This window comes from Vibrio sp. Vb2131 (assembly GCF_033338535.1).
GTDB lineage: Bacteria > Pseudomonadota > Gammaproteobacteria > Enterobacterales > Vibrionaceae > Vibrio > Vibrio alginolyticus.
Map to the genome: position 1 here is coordinate 50,929 of NZ_JAWOSW010000002.1, position 17,899 is coordinate 68,827.

17 protein-coding genes are annotated in these 17,899 nt (G+C 45.1%); 8 read left to right on the forward strand and 9 right to left on the reverse strand.

All coding sequences use genetic code 11. From position 1 onward, the window contains the following. Position 1: 1 nt before the first annotated feature. The 6 genes from R7E38_RS02375 to R7E38_RS02400 form a co-directional block, all read right to left on the reverse strand. A complete protein-coding gene (locus R7E38_RS02375; RefSeq protein ID WP_053350407.1) occupies positions 2–1,282 on the reverse strand; it encodes an ABC transporter permease in 1,281 nt (426 codons plus the stop codon). Continuing rightward, positions 1,279–2,400, reverse strand: coding sequence for an ABC transporter ATP-binding protein (locus R7E38_RS02380; RefSeq protein ID WP_005377849.1), 1,122 nt, complete (start codon positions 2,398–2,400; stop codon positions 1,279–1,281). Before R7E38_RS02380 ends, R7E38_RS02375 begins: the two co-directional genes overlap by 4 nt. Positions 2,401–2,473: 73 nt before the next feature. After that, positions 2,474–3,388, reverse strand: a complete 915-nt coding sequence (locus tag R7E38_RS02385) for a dihydrodipicolinate synthase family protein (RefSeq protein WP_005377851.1) — start codon at positions 3,386–3,388, stop codon at positions 2,474–2,476. Positions 3,389–3,444: 56 nt separating this feature from the next. Beyond that, positions 3,445–4,419: an ornithine cyclodeaminase family protein gene (locus tag R7E38_RS02390; protein WP_005377853.1), complete on the reverse strand. Its 975-nt coding sequence runs from the start codon at positions 4,417–4,419 to the stop codon at positions 3,445–3,447. An 86-nt stretch (positions 4,420–4,505) separates the two neighbouring features. Then, positions 4,506–5,579, reverse strand: a complete 1,074-nt coding sequence (locus R7E38_RS02395) for a polyamine ABC transporter substrate-binding protein (RefSeq protein WP_017820893.1) — start codon at positions 5,577–5,579, stop codon at positions 4,506–4,508. A 123-nt stretch (positions 5,580–5,702) separates the two neighbouring features. Further along, positions 5,703–6,959, reverse strand: a complete 1,257-nt coding sequence (locus R7E38_RS02400) for an NAD(P)/FAD-dependent oxidoreductase (RefSeq protein WP_033905157.1) — start codon at positions 6,957–6,959, stop codon at positions 5,703–5,705. A gap of 109 nt (positions 6,960–7,068) precedes the next feature. Between R7E38_RS02400 and R7E38_RS02405 the strand changes: the two genes are divergently transcribed. The 6 genes from R7E38_RS02405 to R7E38_RS02430 all read left to right on the forward strand — a co-directional run bounded on the left by R7E38_RS02405 (position 7,069) and on the right by R7E38_RS02430 (position 13,598). Further along, the gene (locus R7E38_RS02405) at positions 7,069–8,070 is read left to right on the forward strand and encodes a 4-hydroxyproline epimerase (RefSeq protein ID WP_017820891.1); all 1,002 of its coding nucleotides are present in this window, start codon (positions 7,069–7,071) and stop codon (positions 8,068–8,070) included. Between the two features lie 21 nt (positions 8,071–8,091). Next, a complete protein-coding gene (locus R7E38_RS02410) occupies positions 8,092–9,624 on the forward strand; it encodes an aldehyde dehydrogenase (NADP(+)) (protein ID WP_053350408.1) in 1,533 nt (510 codons plus the stop codon). 152 nt (positions 9,625–9,776) lie between these two features. Beyond that, complete coding sequence (locus tag R7E38_RS02415; protein ID WP_053303155.1) at positions 9,777–10,451, forward strand: GntR family transcriptional regulator; 675 nt, start codon at positions 9,777–9,779, stop codon at positions 10,449–10,451. A 30-nt stretch (positions 10,452–10,481) separates the two neighbouring features. Then, positions 10,482–11,246, forward strand: a complete 765-nt coding sequence (locus R7E38_RS02420) for a hypothetical protein (protein WP_005377865.1) — start codon at positions 10,482–10,484, stop codon at positions 11,244–11,246. 365 nt (positions 11,247–11,611) lie between these two features. Next, the gene (locus tag R7E38_RS02425) at positions 11,612–13,207 is read left to right on the forward strand and encodes a S41 family peptidase (RefSeq protein WP_053350409.1); all 1,596 of its coding nucleotides are present in this window, start codon (positions 11,612–11,614) and stop codon (positions 13,205–13,207) included. 70 nt (positions 13,208–13,277) lie between these two features. Beyond that, a complete protein-coding gene (locus R7E38_RS02430; RefSeq protein WP_005397755.1) occupies positions 13,278–13,598 on the forward strand; it encodes a hypothetical protein in 321 nt (106 codons plus the stop codon). A 72-nt stretch (positions 13,599–13,670) separates the two neighbouring features. Here the strand turns inward: R7E38_RS02430 and rlmF are convergent, their stop codons facing one another. Then, positions 13,671–14,798 (reverse strand): 23S rRNA (adenine(1618)-N(6))-methyltransferase RlmF, encoded by a 1,128-nt coding sequence (rlmF, locus tag R7E38_RS02435; RefSeq protein WP_226082937.1) that lies wholly within the window; start codon positions 14,796–14,798, stop codon positions 13,671–13,673. Next, positions 14,785–15,300 carry a M48 family metallopeptidase gene (locus tag R7E38_RS02440; RefSeq protein ID WP_005377870.1) on the reverse strand — a complete coding sequence of 172 codons (516 nt, stop codon included), beginning with the start codon at positions 15,298–15,300 and terminating at the stop codon, positions 14,785–14,787. Before R7E38_RS02440 ends, rlmF begins: the two co-directional genes overlap by 14 nt. A 138-nt stretch (positions 15,301–15,438) precedes the next feature. On the opposite strand from R7E38_RS02440, the gene R7E38_RS02445 reads away from it, so the two are divergent. After that, positions 15,439–15,669, forward strand: a complete 231-nt coding sequence (locus R7E38_RS02445) for a glutaredoxin family protein (protein WP_005377871.1) — start codon at positions 15,439–15,441, stop codon at positions 15,667–15,669. A gap of 27 nt (positions 15,670–15,696) precedes the next feature. Here R7E38_RS02445 and R7E38_RS02450 read toward each other — a convergent pair whose 3' ends face one another. Next, positions 15,697–16,566 carry a LysR family transcriptional regulator gene (locus tag R7E38_RS02450; RefSeq protein WP_005377872.1) on the reverse strand — a complete coding sequence of 290 codons (870 nt, stop codon included), beginning with the start codon at positions 16,564–16,566 and terminating at the stop codon, positions 15,697–15,699. Positions 16,567–16,672: 106 nt separating this feature from the next. Here R7E38_RS02450 and R7E38_RS02455 point away from each other — a divergent pair, with 106 nt between their 5' ends. Next, positions 16,673–17,896: an MFS transporter gene (locus R7E38_RS02455; protein ID WP_005377873.1), complete on the forward strand. Its 1,224-nt coding sequence runs from the start codon at positions 16,673–16,675 to the stop codon at positions 17,894–17,896. Positions 17,897–17,899 lie beyond the last annotated feature (3 nt).

Sequence of the window (17,899 nt, forward strand, 5' to 3'; positions counted from 1 at the left end):
GTTATCCTCCTACCTTAAGGTTATTAATACCAACCACACGGTTGAATATATAAAACAGAACCAGTACAACGAACAAAAGCAGTCCACCCAATGCGCCAGCCATCCCCCAGTTCAGTGATGTCTGCATATGATAGGCAATCATATTGGAGATCATCTGTCCGCTTCTTCCACCAACCAAAGCGGGCGTAATGTAGAAGCCAATAGAAAGAATGAAAGTAAGCAAGGCCCCCGCACCTATCCCCGGTAACGTAAGCGGCATATAAACTTTGATGAACGCAATGAAAGGCGTCGCGCCTAGAGAACGAGCGGCACGGAAATAAGTTGGGCTAATTCCTTTCATTACGCTATACAGAGGCAGGATCATAAAAGGCAACAGAATGTGCACCATAGACACCACCGTTCCGAAGGTATTGTGAATCATCTGAATTCGCTCAGAAGTAAAACCCGACCAAATAAGGAGATCATTAATGACCCCTTGGTTTTGCAGCAGAACAATCCAAGACGTGGTTCTGACTAACAATGATGTCCAAAATGGCAGCAGCACAATGATTAAAAGTAAGTTCGCGCGCTTATCAGGTAAATTGGCAAGCAGGTAAGCAACGGGGTACGCCATCACCAAACAAATTAAGGTGATTGAAATAGACATCCAAAAAGTTTTAAAGAAAAGGTCGACGTATATTTGGCGTTTTTCTGGTTGGGGCTCAATGTCTCCAAACTCATTCACTTGCAAGTCTAGCGCTGCAAGATAGTGACTGAATGTTAATGCGCCACTAAGATTCTTAAACGCCGCCCAATATTTAGGATTAGTCCATCGCTTATCCAGCTTAGCCAACTGTGTCACCGAGCTCGGCAGCGACGTCAAACGAGACAACTTTCTGCCGGTTTTCATGAGTAAACTGCGCATACCAGACTCTTCAATATTCATCCGGTTGGCTATTTTCGGCAGCTCTTTGCTTTGATAAAGCGCAAGTACTTCAACAGAGAATGCCTCAATGACTTCTTGATGAGGCTGACCTTGATAATCCCAACTTTCTAAGGCTTGAATAGTTTGTGGTAGTGACAGGGATATTTCTCGGTTATCCACGCTTCGATAAAGCATGTCGAGGATAGGAAAAGCAAACGTAAGCAGAATAAAACACACCAATGGCGTTGTGAGCATAATGGAGCGAAGCTTTTTTCGGCGCTCGGCCTTTTGCAACTGCGCTTTCAAATTGGTTTCTTGCTCATGAACTTGGCGTTCGATTTCCAATACAGAATCTAATGCGGTTAGCTCTCGACTCATGCTGCTACCTCGCTACTTTGAGTTTGTGTCCCATCAAGAGCATGGCAATCGTCACTTTGCCAACCAATACGACAAATTGAGCCAGGCGTTAACTGCAAGTGTTTACGATTATCGTTAGGTACTTTAACGATGAAGTGACCAACGCTCTCTACTTCGACGACCAGACGATAATGATCACCGTGATAAATCAATTCTCGTAGGACGCCCGAGACTTGGTTCTCACAAGACGCTTTCTCTGGTTGAATAACAATCTTTTCTGGTCGAATGGAAAGTGTTGTTCTCTGCCCTTGCTCAGAGACTCTGACAGGTTTCGCAGTAAATAACTCTTTCCCAACGAGCACTTGGCAATACTTTCCGTTCCACTCTTTGACTAAACCTGAGAGTTGGTTGTTTTCTCCGATAAACTGCGCAACAAACGTATTACTCGGAGATTCATAAAGCTCGGTTGGTGTCGCGAGTTGTTGCACTTCGCCGTGATTAAAAACCGCAATACGGTCGGACATAGTGAGAGCTTCGTCTTGATCGTGCGTCACATACAAAATGGTAATGCCAAGCTTTTCATGCAAATGTTTAATTTCCATCTGCATTTGCTCACGCAGCTGCTTATCTAACGCGCCTAGTGGTTCATCCATCAACACGAGTTTAGGCTCAAACACTAATGCTCGCGCTAACGCAACACGCTGTTGTTGACCACCTGATAACTGCTTCGGGTATCGAGTCGCAACATGCTCAAGCTCGACCATTTCTAATACACTCTGAACTTTGCTTTGAATCGTGTCACTGTCGAGTTTTCGCACCTTTAAAGGAAACGCAAGATTCTCAGCAATGGTCATATGTGGAAACAACGCATAGTTTTGAAACACCATACCAATATCGCGCTTGTGCGGCGCGAGATGATTGACAGGAACGCCATCGATATAAATGTCTCCACCGGTCGCAGTTTCAAAGCCTGCTAGCATCATCAAGCAAGTGGTCTTGCCCGATCCTGACGGCCCCAACATAGTAACGAACTCTCCAGGAGTAATATCTAAGTTGAAGTCTTTCACCACCAAATTCGTGCCATCGTAGGTTTTCTTAACGTGTTGAAAGCTGACATAGTCCTTGTTTTCCGTGCTCATGACTTCCCTCTTCTCATTTTTTGAATATTACGAATGAGTAGAGCGTCAGTTAACGCTCTACTAAACAGCACAATTACAGATTGTATTTGGATAGGTCTAAGCGGGTTTCTAACGCATGTTCAACCATTTGAATGACTTGTTGACGCTCTTCACCTTGTAAGAGTTGGCGTGGCGCACGAACTTGTTCAGAGCCACGTCCGCAGACTTGCTCGGCCAATTTTATGCACTGAACCAGCGTAGGAATGGTGTCTAAACGCAGTAGGGGTAAGAACCAACGGTAGATCTCTAACGCTTCAGCATAACGACCTTGGCTTGCCAGTTTATAAATCGCAACGGACTCTTCTGGGAATGCGTTGGTTAAACCAGAAATCCAGCCGGTCGCACCTAGCATCAATGATTCAAGAGCGATGTCATCAACACCACTGAACACGGTAAAGCGGTCATCAAATTTATTGTAAAGCTCGGTGATACGACGAGTATCAGTGGTCGACTCTTTGATAGCTACAATACTTTCAAACTCAGCCAGTTTCGCCATGATATCGAGGTTTACATCGACACCATAAGCAACCGGGTTGTTGTAAATCATGATTGGCATTTCTGGCGTTGCTTCTGCTAGCGTGCGGTAATATTCGAACGTTTCGCTCTCAGACGTGCGGTAAACCATGGCAGGCATCACCATACAACCATCGATACCAATTTTGTACGCATCCTGCATGTAATCAACAGCTGCTGTGGTAATAGACTCTGCTGTACCAGCAATCAAAGGCACACGGCCATTTACGACTTCTTTTGCCGCTTGCAAAACCTGGCGTTTCTCCTCCGGGTACAACGCGCAGTTCTCACCGACAGTACCCAAGCAGATAATGCCATTCACACCATCTTTAATCTGGTTGTCTATAACGGTTTGCGTTGCGTCTAAGTCAATTGACTGATCTTGACGAAATTGCGTACTGACCGCCGGATAAACACCTTTCCAATCAATTTTCATGAACTACTTTCCTTATATGTATATTGTATGCAATTTAAATGAACGAGCGAAAATGCTCAGACATGGCTATCTATGCCATTTTCTAACAACACCGCCTTTACAGCGGCCAAATCAGCCAAAGCACTGCCAACTGATTTGTATAAAGTAATGACCTCATCGTTTTGACGTCCTGAGATTTGTTGGGCGCAAAGCTGCGGTAATTCCCCTTTGATATCGTCTGACGTGAATACGCCCTCTTGAATTGGAATGAGAAGATCGCCCGCTTCGGCTAATACATTAATACGGCTATCAACATACACCTGTGCTCGTTGCACTGCTTCGGAGTCACATTCACGCTTGTCCAAGTCATGATTACCGACCAAATCAATATGGGTGCCCGGCTGCACGTCTGCGCCATTAAACAAAGGCTCTGCTGATGCAGTAATACAGCTGATGATGTCAACGTGTTTGATAACGTGGTCCACTTTTTCTACGACTGAAACGCGAAACCGACGCTCATCAGGAAGCGACTGATACTCTGAAGATGACACAATGGCATCTACCGTCGCCTCGGCTTTATCTGAGTTACGCCCCCAAATATAAACCTGCTTAAGTGGGCGAACCGCAGCGTATGCCCACGCAAAATAAGGCGCAAGATTGCCCGTTCCGCAGATCAACAGACGATCAGCATCGGGACGCGCCAAATAGTCCGCTGCCAACGCAGAAGCTGCGGCGGTGCGCCAAAACGTTAAAACTTTACCGTCCACGAGTGCGAGCGGCTCACCATCGTTTCGTCTAAAAACAAGCAGCTTAGATGCAAGCGTATCTTTGCCTTGCTCAGGGTTATGCGGGAAATACGTAAAGGCTTTCACCGCAATTAACTCCTGGTTCCAAGCTGGAAGTAGCGCAAACGCCTCGTATTCTCCCTCTTCTAAGGGCATGACTCGGCGTTGAGGTATTGTTGCTGGCCGCGAGTACATTTCACGCATCGTTTCAATAAGAGACTTCATTGTTAAACATTGCGCAACTTGCTGTGCTTCGATGACTTTCATCATTTCTCCGAAAACATAAATACAGTTGAGGAAAGTACGGAACCTCGCTTATGGATGAAAACTCGACCCCATACACAAATTAACGCCTAGTTAAGCAGCCAGGTATTGAACTCTTCATTGAGTTCATCCGCGTAGTCTGACCACCATTCATCGTTAATCAGGAAGGCGGTTTGGAAGTTTTGAGGTGCGGTAGGAAGGTTCGCTAAAATGTCTGGGTTCACCTCCGCCGAAGACGACTTACGCGTAGGCCCATAGGCAACGTACTTAGCTTGATCAGCTAATGGTTTTGTTCCTGAAGAAAAAGCAATGAAGTCCAATGCAAGCTTTGTGTTCTCACTCCCTTTAGGTATCGCCCATCCATTCATGTAACCCATTTGACGGTCCCATATAATCCGAAATGGTTGACCTTCATCCTTACGGGCATTGTGGATTCGGCCGTTAAACGCCGAGGCGATCACCACTTCTTTGTCTGCAAGCATTTGAGGTGGCTGGGCACCTGTTGTCCACCACAGTACTTCTGATTTGATCGTATCCAACTTAGCAAAAGCACGCTCACGCCCCGCTTCGGTTTCGAGCAGGCTGTAGACCTCTTCTGGCTTTACACCATCAGCCAATAGTGCCCACTCAAGATTGCCCTGAGGTTGTTTTTGCAATGCACGTCGACCTGGAAAAGTTTTTAGGTCAAAAAGATCGGTCAACTTGCTTGGCAAAGCCTTACCTTTAAACGCGTCTTCGTTCACCGCTAATACAGTGGACACTACGATGGTATTGATTGCGCACTCGTGAATCGCACCATCAATAAAATCCTCTTGTGCTGGTGTTCCATCTGCGCCCGGAGGCAAAATACTTGGGTTCACTGGTTCTAGTAACCCTTCGGCGCAACCACGAACAATGTCTGGCTTGTCGAGAGAAACCAAATCCCAGCGCACGTTGTTCGCTTCCACCTGTGCTTTAATTTCAGCTAATCCGCCGCTGAAATCCTCGGATACGATCTCAACACCTGTTTTTTTAATGAAAGGCTTATGATATGCCTCCACTTGGCTCTTGGTGAATGCACCACCCCAAGATACGACCGTCAATTTGTCTTCAGCATAAGCAGAGGCCCCCAACAGCATTCCTGAAATCAACAGCGCCAATGGTGCTTTGGTCATTCGTGACATGTTTTACTCCTTTTGGTTGTTTTTCTGGAGGCATCCGAGTACGGCTGTTGGACACCATTTTTGTTAAAATTAAGTTAACATTAGCATTTAATATATTTTATACAATATTTAATATTAAATTTTTCAGGCGAATCGTTGTAATGAAAAAGGTGATAGATCAATCGATGTCGGCTTTCCTTCGATAAGCTCTAAAAGGAGATCTGCCGTAATCGCCGCTTGAGTTAATCCAAGGTGTTGGTGGCCAAATGCCAGTAATACATTTCCATCCCAAATGCTATCAATAACCGGTAACGAGTCGACTGTTGAAGGCCGATTACCCATCCACTTTTCTCCTTGCTTGAGTGGATTTAACTCCGATTCAAACATCTCATCACCTAACTGAAAAAGCATTTCTGAACGTTTCATATTGGGTGGTGATTCTACATCGGCATACTCAACAGTGCCTGCCAAGCGTAGCCCGCCAGACATCGGAGTCATGATGAATTTTCTATCGGCAGAGCTAATAGGAAATGGCAGTACATCACGCTTGTCATCCACCATTAGGTGATAACCACGCTCGGCTTGAATAGGCACTTTGACTCCGGTTAGCTGCCATATCAAAGGCTTAGAATGTACACCAGCGGCAACAATGATTCGGTCAAATGAATGTGTTTGAGACTCAACCAACACATCACCATTTTTCTCCAACGCAGATACACCTTTTTGTAAAATCTTACCGCCAAGAGCTTCAAAAGCTTCACTTAGCTCAACACAGATCTGATAAGGGTCTAGCGTATGTCCTGTATCGGGAAAAAAGACGCCGACACGAACCTTATGGCTGAGATCAGGTATCCGCTTTCGAATCGCCTCTTGCGTCCAAACTTGATACGCCACACCGTTTTTGGCCAGTGAGTTAAGCGTACTTTGGTAGTCTTTAAACAGTTTCTCGTTTTCAAAAGTGAGCAATGAACCATTCATTTTTATTAGATGCGCTTTTCCGATTGAATCAAGCACGCCACGCCAACTTGCCACTGACCGCTCGTTAAGAGTTTTAATCGCGTTTTTTGCCTGCTCCGCGGCTGATGGCTTTGTTTGTAATAGAAAACGAATCATCCACCCGATAGTGCTTGGAATATCTTGCCAACGGATCGAAACCGGACTTTTGGGATCTAGCAGCATTTTAGGTAATTGTGGAAGCAGCGCTGGCGTTGCAAGAGGGAAGATTTGCTCAGTCGCGATATGACCTGCATTTCCCTTAGAGCATCCATTCCCCACGCCATTGGGATCAAAAATTGTGACTTGATAACCTTGCTGCTGCAACTTCAATCCAATTGATAAGCCAATAATCCCCGCACCTATCACGGCGATCCTTTCCTTTTTTGTTTCATCCTTGACCAACATAAATATGCTCCGAGTCACACTTGAAAACGTAGATTGTATACAATATATTTTACATTACGTTAACATCACTATTGTTTAATTCAACCATTTTTTCAGCAAGGAGCGAAAAATGAGACAAGGAACTTTTTTCTGTATTGATGCCCACACCTGCGGCAACCCAGTTAGGCTGGTCGCAGGCGGTGTGCCTCCACTCGAAGGCAATACCATGAGCGAAAAGCGCCAATACTTTCTTGAGCATTATGATTGGATTCGTCAGGCACTCATGTTTGAGCCTCGCGGACACTCAATGATGTCGGGGTCAGTTGTCTTGCCTCCTTGCAGCGATAACGCAGACGCTTCAATTCTGTTTATTGAAACCAGTGGCTGCTTACCAATGTGTGGCCACGGCACCATTGGAACCGTCACTACCGCTATCGAGAATCGCCTTATCACTCCCAAAAAAGAAGGCCGTTTGATACTTGATGTCCCAGCAGGACAAATCGAAGTGCACTACCAAACAAAAGGTGACAAGGTCACGTCAGTGAGGATATTTAACGTACCAGCTTACCTTGCCCACCAAGACGTAACCGTGGACATAGAGGGCTTAGGTGAGCTCACTGTCGATGTTGCTTATGGCGGAAACTATTACGTAATCGTCGATCCTCAAGAAAACTATGCCGGACTTGAACACTACTCTCCAGATGAAATTTTGATGCTTTCACCAAAAGTTCGCGAAGCGGTATCTCGAGCGGTTGAGTGCGTACATCCAGAAGATCCAACAGTATGCGGTGTTTCTCACGTGCTATGGACCGGAGAGCCCACTCAAGAAAACGCCACCGCTCGAAATGCTGTGTTTTACGGCGACAAAGCGTTGGATCGCTCGCCATGTGGTACGGGTACTAGTGCACGCATGGCGCAATGGCATGCAAGAGGCAAACTCAATCAAGGAGAAGACTTTATTCACGAAAGTATCATCGGCAGCCTATTTCAAGGACGTATAGAAGGCATTACCGAAGTGAATGGCAAAGCCGCTATTTTGCCAAGTATTGAAGGATGGGCACAAGTATACGGTCACAACACAATATGGGTAGACGATGAAGACCCATATGCGTACGGATTTGAAGTGAAGTAATAAGGATAGTAAGGAAGAATGATGACCCCACAAGAACCAACCACTTTTTACGCAGTCAACGCCTTTACTGGTGAGCCTCTACCTATTGCGTTTCCGGTACATGGAGAGCAAGAAGTTAATCAAGCCGCCTCAGCCGCCCAAAACGTTGCGCGTGAGTTTCGCCAACTAAGTAATGCAAAGCGATCGAGCTTACTTTGCTCTATCGCCTCTGAATTGGAAGTGAAGAGTGAAGAAATCGTTGCTCGTGCTCATTTAGAAACTGCCCTTCCCGAAGCACGTTTAAGCGGTGAAATAGGACGTACCGCCAACCAATTACGACTATTTGCCGAGGTTGTGAGCTCGGGTAATCACTATCAAGCAATCTTCGATACGCCAAACCCAGACCGCCAACCACTGCCAAAACCAGATATTCGTCGTCAGCAAATAGCAATTGGCCCTGTCGCCGTGTTTGGTGCGTCTAATTTTCCGCTCGCATTTTCTACTGCAGGAGGTGATACGGCTTCGGCACTGGCTGCTGGCTGCCCTGTGATTGTAAAAGGCCATACCGCCCACCCTGGCACCAGTCAACTTGTTGCTGAGTGTATTGAGGCTGCACTTGAGAAAGAGTGCTTACCGCAAGCCATCTTCACGCTATTGCAAGGTAACAAACGTGCACTTGGCCAAGCACTCGTTACCCATCCAAAAATTAAAGGGGTTGGGTTTACAGGTTCAGTCGGTGGTGGCCGTGCGCTGTTCAATCTAGCCCAGCAAAGACCAGAGCCAATCCCCTTCTATGGCGAACTAGGGGCGATTAATCCAACATTTATTCTCCCTTCAGCCATACGGGCAAACGCATCATTGGCTGAAGAATTTGTGGCTTCTATGACTTTGGGCTGTGGACAATTTTGTACAAAACCAGGCGTTGTATTTGTCTTGAATTGCCCAGAAACGCAAGCCTTTATCGAAACCGCTCAAGGGTTAATTCGACAACAATCAACGGCCACTTTGCTAACGCAAGGAATCCGAGAAACATATGAATCCGAAGTGGATAAGCGAACTTCCGAAACAGGCATTAACGTCACTCGTTCTGAACAAGCAGAAGCGACCAATGTCTCACCAGCACTGTTCGTGACGGACAGTAAAAACTGGCGTAAAAACCCACAATGGGAGGAAGAAATATTTGGTCCTCAATCGTTAATCGTAATCTGTGAAGATTTCGATGACATGTTGAAACTGAGTGATTCACTGACTGGCTCGCTCACCGCAACCCTTCACACTACCGCTGAAGACGAAGAACAAGCGAAGCAACTGCTTCCAAGTTTGGAAGAAATCGCGGGACGCATTGTATTCAACGGTTGGCCAACTGGCGTCGAGGTTGGTTACGCTATGGTTCATGGTGGACCATATCCTGCTTCAACCAATTCTGCCTCAACATCTGTCGGTGCGGAGGCTATTCATCGTTGGTTGCGTCCGGTCGCTTATCAAGCTTTGCCAGAATCTTTATTGCCGGATTCATTAAAAGCGTCGAACCCACTTGGTATTCAACGCGCCATAGATGGCAAAGTTTCCCAATAAGCTCACCAAATGGCTCAAAAAGGCATCAACTGATGCCTTTTATTTCACTCTACTTCTCAAAACCTTCTTTCCTAGTTGGTTTGTGCCAGAAAAACAATAAACTACTAAAGTAAAATGGATTGGATACAGTATTAATTTCACGGGAGACTTCAATGTCACAGAAACCTGTTTTTAAAACGCGCACTCAGCTCGTTGAGGAAGCAATTCGAACTCAGATCTTGAAGGGCGAGTTAAAAACTGGTCAACCTTTACGTCAAGATGCGTTAGCAAAAGAGTTTAATGTTAGCCGAATTCCTGTGCGTGAAGCGTTAGTTCAATTGGAAGCACAAGGACTCGTTAGCTTTGAACCTCACAAAGGTGCGACGGTCACTGAGCTATCTCCAGAGAAAATCAATGAGCTATTTGAACTGCGCGCTGTCGTGGAATGCCACATTTTAGAGCGCGCGATTCAAAATATGACAGACGCTGACCTTGAACGCGCGCGCGAAGTTCGCGAACGTTTCGAGTCAGTAGTGAACAGTGGCGACGAAGTAGAAGAATGGAGCAACTACAACTACGAGTTCCACAAAGCCCTATATGCGCCAGCCAACATGCCTGAAACTATGGACGTCATTTACAACCTGAACACAAAGTGTGACCGATACATACGCATGCAGCTATTGTTTACTACAGGCATTAAAAAGGCAGAAGAAGAGCACTTAAACTTGTTTGAAATGTGCCAAAATCGCGATATCGAAGGCGCCAAGTACCTGCTGAAAAAACACATTCTAGAAGCGGGCACAGCGATTCGGAACCTGCTGCTTGAAAGGCAAAATATCAGCCAGTAAACGGAATAACGAATAAGGTGATGTTCGAGGATGAATGTTGGACCAAAGTTTTTACTCGCAGCGCTACGACAAAAGATTAAAGAAGAAGGGCTTTGCTACAATTCCTTGTCAGAGAAAAGTGGCATCCCTTTATCTAGTATTAAACGCCACCTACATAATCCAGCTTTAGGTTTGGATAAAGTACTTATTTACCTGAACTACCTGAATACCGATCTCATCGAACTCGCAACCTTAGCCAACGAGCTTCAGCACCAAAACGAGCAAATGCTAACAGATGAAGAGAGCGCCCTTTTCGTTGAGCATCCTTATTTACTTGATTTTATTTATATGCTGACTTCTCGTGATATTAAACCGCAAGAGATAGCCCAAACTTACGGACTTTCTGATACAAGCTTACGATTCTATTTGCGTATCGCGGAAATTCTAGGATATGTCGAAAACTTCGGAGACGGCTTGTTTTACCGTTCTGGTCGTCGATTTATTATGGAAGAAGGTACGGCATTAGACACCTTATTCAAAGAGCGATTTCAACAAGATTCGCTTTCTCATGATATCAACCCAGGCGTATGTATAGGTCGCATTAGGCTCACCGAAGAGCAGAAAGTGCAAATAGAGGACGAGCTTTGTAATAAATTAGCGAAACTTAACGCAGTTAACACTTCCAACAATGAAGGTGAACTAACAAATATATTAATGCGCTGCACTCCCGGTGCTCAGATATTTTTCGCTGATGATTTACCTAACATTGACGGAAGCCTATTAAAGCACGTCGCTCAACTCACTAAATTAAGTTAAAGCATCAGATAAATAAATCAAACACCCCCGAGATAACATCATATATCCCTACCAAACTATTGATTCAATGCGATTCCCAAACCTAATTCTGATTTTTTATTTAGCAAGCGTCGCTTAGTCAACTAAGAACTTGTCTTAATTTCACACTTATTAATTGTCTTGTTAGCTCTTTTGAAATAGACAGAAAACTTAAGTAATGACTAATTTAGCTTAAGTATAAAAGACAACTTTTTTACGTTATTTACCTCACACTATTTAACTATAAATTTGCAGACGAACAAATTAAATTAATACATTCACCTAGCTAATAAAAACAAAAGCAAAACACATAATTATAATTCTATTATTTATAAGGACATAGAAAAGTGAAATTTAAGTATTCTTTAGCAACGGCAGTCACTCTCGCATTATTACAAGGCTGTGGCGGTGGTGGCGGTGATAGCTCATCACCTACTCCGTCCACTAGCAGTGCAAACGGTCCAACGTGGAAAGTTCATGATTTTAGCCAACCGTCGAAAACGTTTATCAACCAATGTGAAACGCCCCGCGTCGGACTGGACCCATATGACAACTATGCCGCCTATCCAGATAAATTGGGCTCTGCATTACACGAAAAACTCTTTTTAAGAGCTTTTACTAACGAAACGTATCTATGGTATGACGAGGTTCCTGATAATAATCCAGCAAACTACAAAACTGTTACTGATTACTTCAATACGCTGGTCACCTCTGCTACTACCGCGAAGGGTAAACCAAAAGATCGCTTCCATTTTACCGTCCCTTATGAGGATGATATGAAATCATCGCAATCCGGTTTAGTTGCTGGATTTGGTTTTAACTGGGCATTCCTACGTGGCGTACAACCTCGAGACGTTCGTATTTCCTACACTGAAGAAGCCTCGCCAGCTGATAGAAGCGGCATTGCTCGTGGTGATAAGCTTCTGAAAATCAATAATATTGATGTGGTTAACACCGGTAGTCAGTCCGACATTGATTTTATTAATAAAACGCTCTTTAACCCTGACATCAATCAAGATTACACCTTCACATTTGAGAGTGTTGGCGGTCTAGAGAAAACCGTGACGCTTACCGCCTCTGATGTCATGACCTCTCCAGTTAAAAATGCCAAAGTGATTACACAAAATGGTATGCGGATCGGCTATCTGCAATACAACTCCTTTGAACCAAGCGCTCAAGCCCCGCTTATTGAGGCGTTCAGTACGCTCTCAGCAGAGAATGTTGACGAGATCGTCGTTGATTTACGTTACAACGGCGGTGGCTTAGTCCTTCAGTCCTCGCAAGTAGGCTACATGCTAAGCGGTGCTGGTCAGAACCGAGTCTTCAGTGAGTTGATTCATAATGACAAAGTGATGCGTACCATTAAAGATGGGGATAACATCTATCGCTTTACGAATCTAGCAATAGACTGGGCAGCACAGAAATATTCGGATCAAGTGCTTCCGACACTGAACAAAAAGCGCGTATATGTGCTGACTTCAGGAGGCACGGCTTCCTCAAGTGAACTGCTAATCAACGCTTTGCGCGGCATTGATGTGGAGGTTATCCAAATAGGTTCAACAACCACAGGTAAACCGTATGGGTTCTCACCAGAACAAAACTGCGGCACTATGTACTACACTATTCAGTTCAAGTCGGCGAACGAGAAAAAATTTGGCGACTTCGCTGATGGTTTTATTCCTACTCCAAAGAGCCAAATCAATACCGAGCTAGGCTTAAACAATAGAGTGGAAGGTTGCTGGGTCAATGATGACCTAACAAAACCATTAGGCGATCCGTCTGAAGGTATGCTTTCTGCGGCGCTAAACTACATGGAAACAGGAACCTGTCCGCCAGTATCCCCTTCAAGTTTCAACGCCATGCCGCGTAACATTTCATCTCCGGAGTTAAGCGATCTTCGCTCTCCGCTACGAACAGAGGCAATTCATGTTGAGATCAACTAACTTTTTACGAATGCTGATTCGGGTTGCGCTTTTCCTAGGCACTTCGATTTCTTTGATAGGATGTCAAGCTATGTCACAAGAACCCGTTGAAGCATTGAGTAAAAAGAACTCTCCGGAAACAGTCATAGAAATTCAAAACGCGATCGCAGAAATCCAAGGGACACCAGCACCTAGAATCGCAAATAACGTATTTGAATCCTCACCGCATTTGTTGATTGAAAAAGGACGAGTAAAAGGTAACAACAATCAACTGCTGGATGGCAGCTATACGGATCTTCCAGACCAATATACGTTGCAGATAAGAGGTGAAACCTGTGGCTTGTACTACGCCAAAACAGATACTTTTGTCTCTCTCAGTTCACTAGATTGTGAGCCCATCATTAAGTTTTAGAACTCTCCAAAAGAGAAGCCCGCTGATATCAGCGGGCTTTCTACTTTATTGCTCAGTGTGAAACGGTCAACGTTACTTTAATTCCATCCATGCTTTACGCTGTTGTTTATCCATGTATGACCAAGCTACAAAGCGGCTCACTTTCTGTCCTTGACTCATTTCAACCACACGAATGGCTTTCACACCCAATTTTTCAAGCTGCTTGCGCATCGGGCGAACGTTGTCTTTTTTGGATATGAGTGTTGTAAACCACAAGACCTGCGCGGCAAAAGCTTGGCTTTCATTCGCCATTTTTCGGATAAACGCCGCTTCTCCACCTTCACACCACAATTCAGCGTTTTGACCGCCAAAATTCAACGCCGGCTTACTTGTCTTTACTTGTGTGGTTTGAGGTTTTAGTCCTTTCTTACGCTGGTTTGCTTTTAGATTATCGATTTTACGCTGGCTGCCCATAGCGGCATCTTCCGCCGAACGGTGGAATGGCGGATTACATGTCGTCACATCATAACGATCATTCGGTTGAATGATACCTAGATAAATATTGGCATCATTGTGTTGCTGTACCAGTGCAATTTTTCCCGTCAAAGCACGATTGTGCTCTACGATCGTTTGAGCCGATTGGATGGATTTTGGATCGACATCGCTGCCCGTATAGTGCCAACCGTATTTTGTTACACCAACAATCGGATAAATACAGTTTGCTCCCACGCCAATGTCCAACGCTTTCACTTTTTGGTGCGCGTACTGACCTTTTACTTCACCATCAAGTAGTTCTGCCACTCGGTGAATGTAATCAGCGCGGCCCGGAATCGGTGGGCAAAGGTAGGTGTCGGGAATGTCCCAGAACTCGATACCATAATACGCAGCAAGCAATGCTTTATTGAGAATTTTAACAGCGTCAGGATCAGAGAAGTTTATGGAGTCTTCCCCTTTCGGGTTTTTGATAACGAATGGCTTTAACTGTGGTTCACTTTCCACGAGTTTTTTAAAATCGTAACGACCTCGATGAACATTACGCTCATGCAAACCATTCTTCGCTATTTTTATGAACTCGACTTCGCTCTTTCCTGCAGGCTGAGGGGATTTGCGCGCAACTTTGTCTTTAACACGCTTCGGCTTGGCTTTATTCGCGTCTTTATTCTGACCCGCCATTGAAGCCTTAGGCTTTGCTTGCTTCGCGTTGTGATTATTGTTCTTCATTCAAATTCGCTTTTAAATCGAGGTAAATCATAAACAAACGAGCATCAAATTCGAGTTGATGATACTCAGGCTCCATATAGCAACATAGCTGATAAAACGCCTTGTCGTGGTTTTTCTCACGAGTATGCGCCAACTCATGTACCACCAGCATTCTTAATAGTGGCTCGGGCGCATCCTTAAATACATTGGCAATGCGAATCTCGTTTTTCGACTTCAGCTTACCGCCATGGTTTCTACTGATTACACTGTGCAAGCCAAGCGCGTTGTTTACCGCGTGAATTTTCTTATCGTAGACAACTTTACTGATTGGCGCGGCTTTCTTCATGTAGCGGTTTTTGATTGCCATGGCGTACTCATAGAGCGCCCTTTCGCTTTTGATTTGGTGCCTATCGGGATAACGTTTTTCGAACCAAGGAACAAACTTGCCACTCGCTATCAATGAGCTCACCTGCTCTACGATGTTTTGTGGGTAGCCTTGAATGTATCGAAGTGACGGATGCATAGAGTTAACGTCTGTTATGACAAAATAAAGGCGCTCAATATACCTGAGATAAAGGACAGTTTCACCTTAGCTTTCGCCTTTCATTTATGACGAAAGGCCGTTAAACTTCGCCTCCCAATGATAATGGAGAGAAATTCAATGAAACGTGTCGTTCTTTACGTCAAAGATAAATGCCCTCACTGCAAAGATGCTCAACGTTATCTGGATTCGAAAAATATTAACTATCGTTTGTGCAATGCTAAGATGCAACGCGGTCGCAAAGAACTTGATGCGCTTGGTGCTCGTTCAGTGCCTGTTTTAAAAATTGGTGATCGGGTAATGATTGGCTGGAACCCAAAGAACTTCGAGAAGATGTACAAAGGCGACTAGTGCTCGGACGATGAATCTGCGCTGCATTTAAACGTAGCGCTTGATAAAGTCGATAAACGTTCGATCTGCTATTGATAAGTACCCCTGCTTGCGCCAAGCAAGTGCCAGATCCAGCGTAACGGGTGGTTCAAACGGTAGGCCAACAACGCCCGACTCATGTTGAGTCACCAATTCCAGTAACGCGGTAATCGCAAACTCTTGTTTCACAATACTCAAAATCAAAGGCAGTAAGTTGGTCTCGAATGATGACTTCATGGTAAACCCATGCTCCTCACTCACCTGATCCAAAAATTCACGGTGAAAATAGCCATGCTGAAACATAACCAAATCGTGTTCAAAGAACTCATCAAAAGTAAGAGCGTCTCGCTGGGCTAACTCATGCTCAGGTGAAACAACTGCGACCATTTGGCTAGTAAACAAATGGTCAGTTTCTAGGTCATCAGGCACGTTATCACAACTGATCACACCGATATCGAGTTGACCATTGAGCAGCATACGACGAATCGATTGAGTCCCAGCTTCGACCAAGGTCAATTTTAACTCCGGGAACTGGCTTTTAAACGCCATCACAATTCGTGGAAAGAAATAACTGCCCATCATTGATGGCGTCCCGAGCCTTACTTCGCCTTTCGCTAAGCCTTTCAACTCATCAATCGCGAGCTGCGCGTCGTGCAACTGTTGAATCACCCGCTTGGCATGTATAAGTAGCGTTTCGCCCTCTTTCGTTAAGCTGATTTTTTTATCATCACGGCGAAATAGGGTAACGCCCAAAGACTGCTCAAACTTTTTGATAGAAATGCTTAATGCGGGCTGGGCAATATGCAGGGCTTTCGCCGCATGGGTAATATTTCCATGTTCAGCGACCGCCAGAAAATGTTTAAGTTGTTTCGATTCCATTAGATCAAAAATATATGGTGTCCATATTTTTAATATATTTTTTTAATTTATAACGAACTGATAGATTGATCACAGTCTCTCCATTTGCTCACATTAGGCAGGATTCATGGTCAGTTTTGGCACACCGGAATACAAACGCATTACGCTCTCGCTAGCGCTTGGTTCCTTCTTAGTTTTTTCAAATTTATACCTACTACAGCCAATGCTGCCCACTTTTGCCCAAATTTTCACGATCTCAGAAACGCAAGTGAACTGGTTATTTGCGGCCTCAACACTCGCTCTCTCTTTTAGCCTCGTTCCGATGGCTGTGTTGTCAGAATCAGTGGGACGAAAGCCAGTCATGATGGCTGGTCTGTTTTCGATTCCTACCCTTTCCGCTTTGATGCTGTTTGGTGACTCATTCCTGTTTTTGGTGGTATGTCGAGCACTGATCGGTGTCGCGCTCGCCGCTTTTGCTGCGGTCGCCGTGGCTTACATGGCAGAAGAGCTCGACAAGCACGCTTTCTCGATGGCAATTGGAACGTACATTGCGGCTAACTCATTAGGCGGTATTGCAGGACGTATTAGCGGCGGCTTATTGGCGGACAATTTCAATGTTGATGTTGCCATTGAAGTTATGATGGTGTTCACTCTTCTTGGTGTCATTGGCGTTCACTATTTATTGCCAACACAGCGCAACTTCACCCCGTCATCAAGCAGCTTGCGCCATCAAAATCGTGCGCTTATTGGTCATTTTAAAAACCAACGCGTGTGGTTCGCGATGCTGATAGGAGGACTCAACTTTGCTTTGTTCGTCAACCTTTACTCCGTAATGGGGTTCCGTCTGGTGAGTGAACCTCACAATGTGCCCGTCGGGTTGGCCTCACTGATCTTTATTTGTTACTTGGGAGGAACTTTCTCCTCTCGTTGCGCAGGCCACTGGAGTAAACGTTATTCATCAATCCTCGGCATGTTCTTGGGCGCGATAGTGAGCATGACGGGGATGTGGATTGCGGCGGTTGAAAGCTTGACTGCAATGCTATTTGGGTTGTTGCTGATAAGTTTTGGTGCCTTCTTTACTCATACCCTCGCCTACGGTTGGGTCGGTCAGAATGCCACTCGCGCCAAAGCCACCGCGACTGCGCTCTACTTAGTACACTACTATGTAGGCGGTAGTTTGGGAGGATTCTTACTTCTTTATTGTTGGCAACATGGTGGTTGGTCGAGTGTTCTTATGGGGGGAAGCGCAGTCTACCTAGCGATGTTTGCTGCGATTGCGTATTTGAAACACATTGCCGAAAGAAAGCACACTGACCAAACACCTGACGCTGCGAGTTTAAAGAGTAGCTAAGGT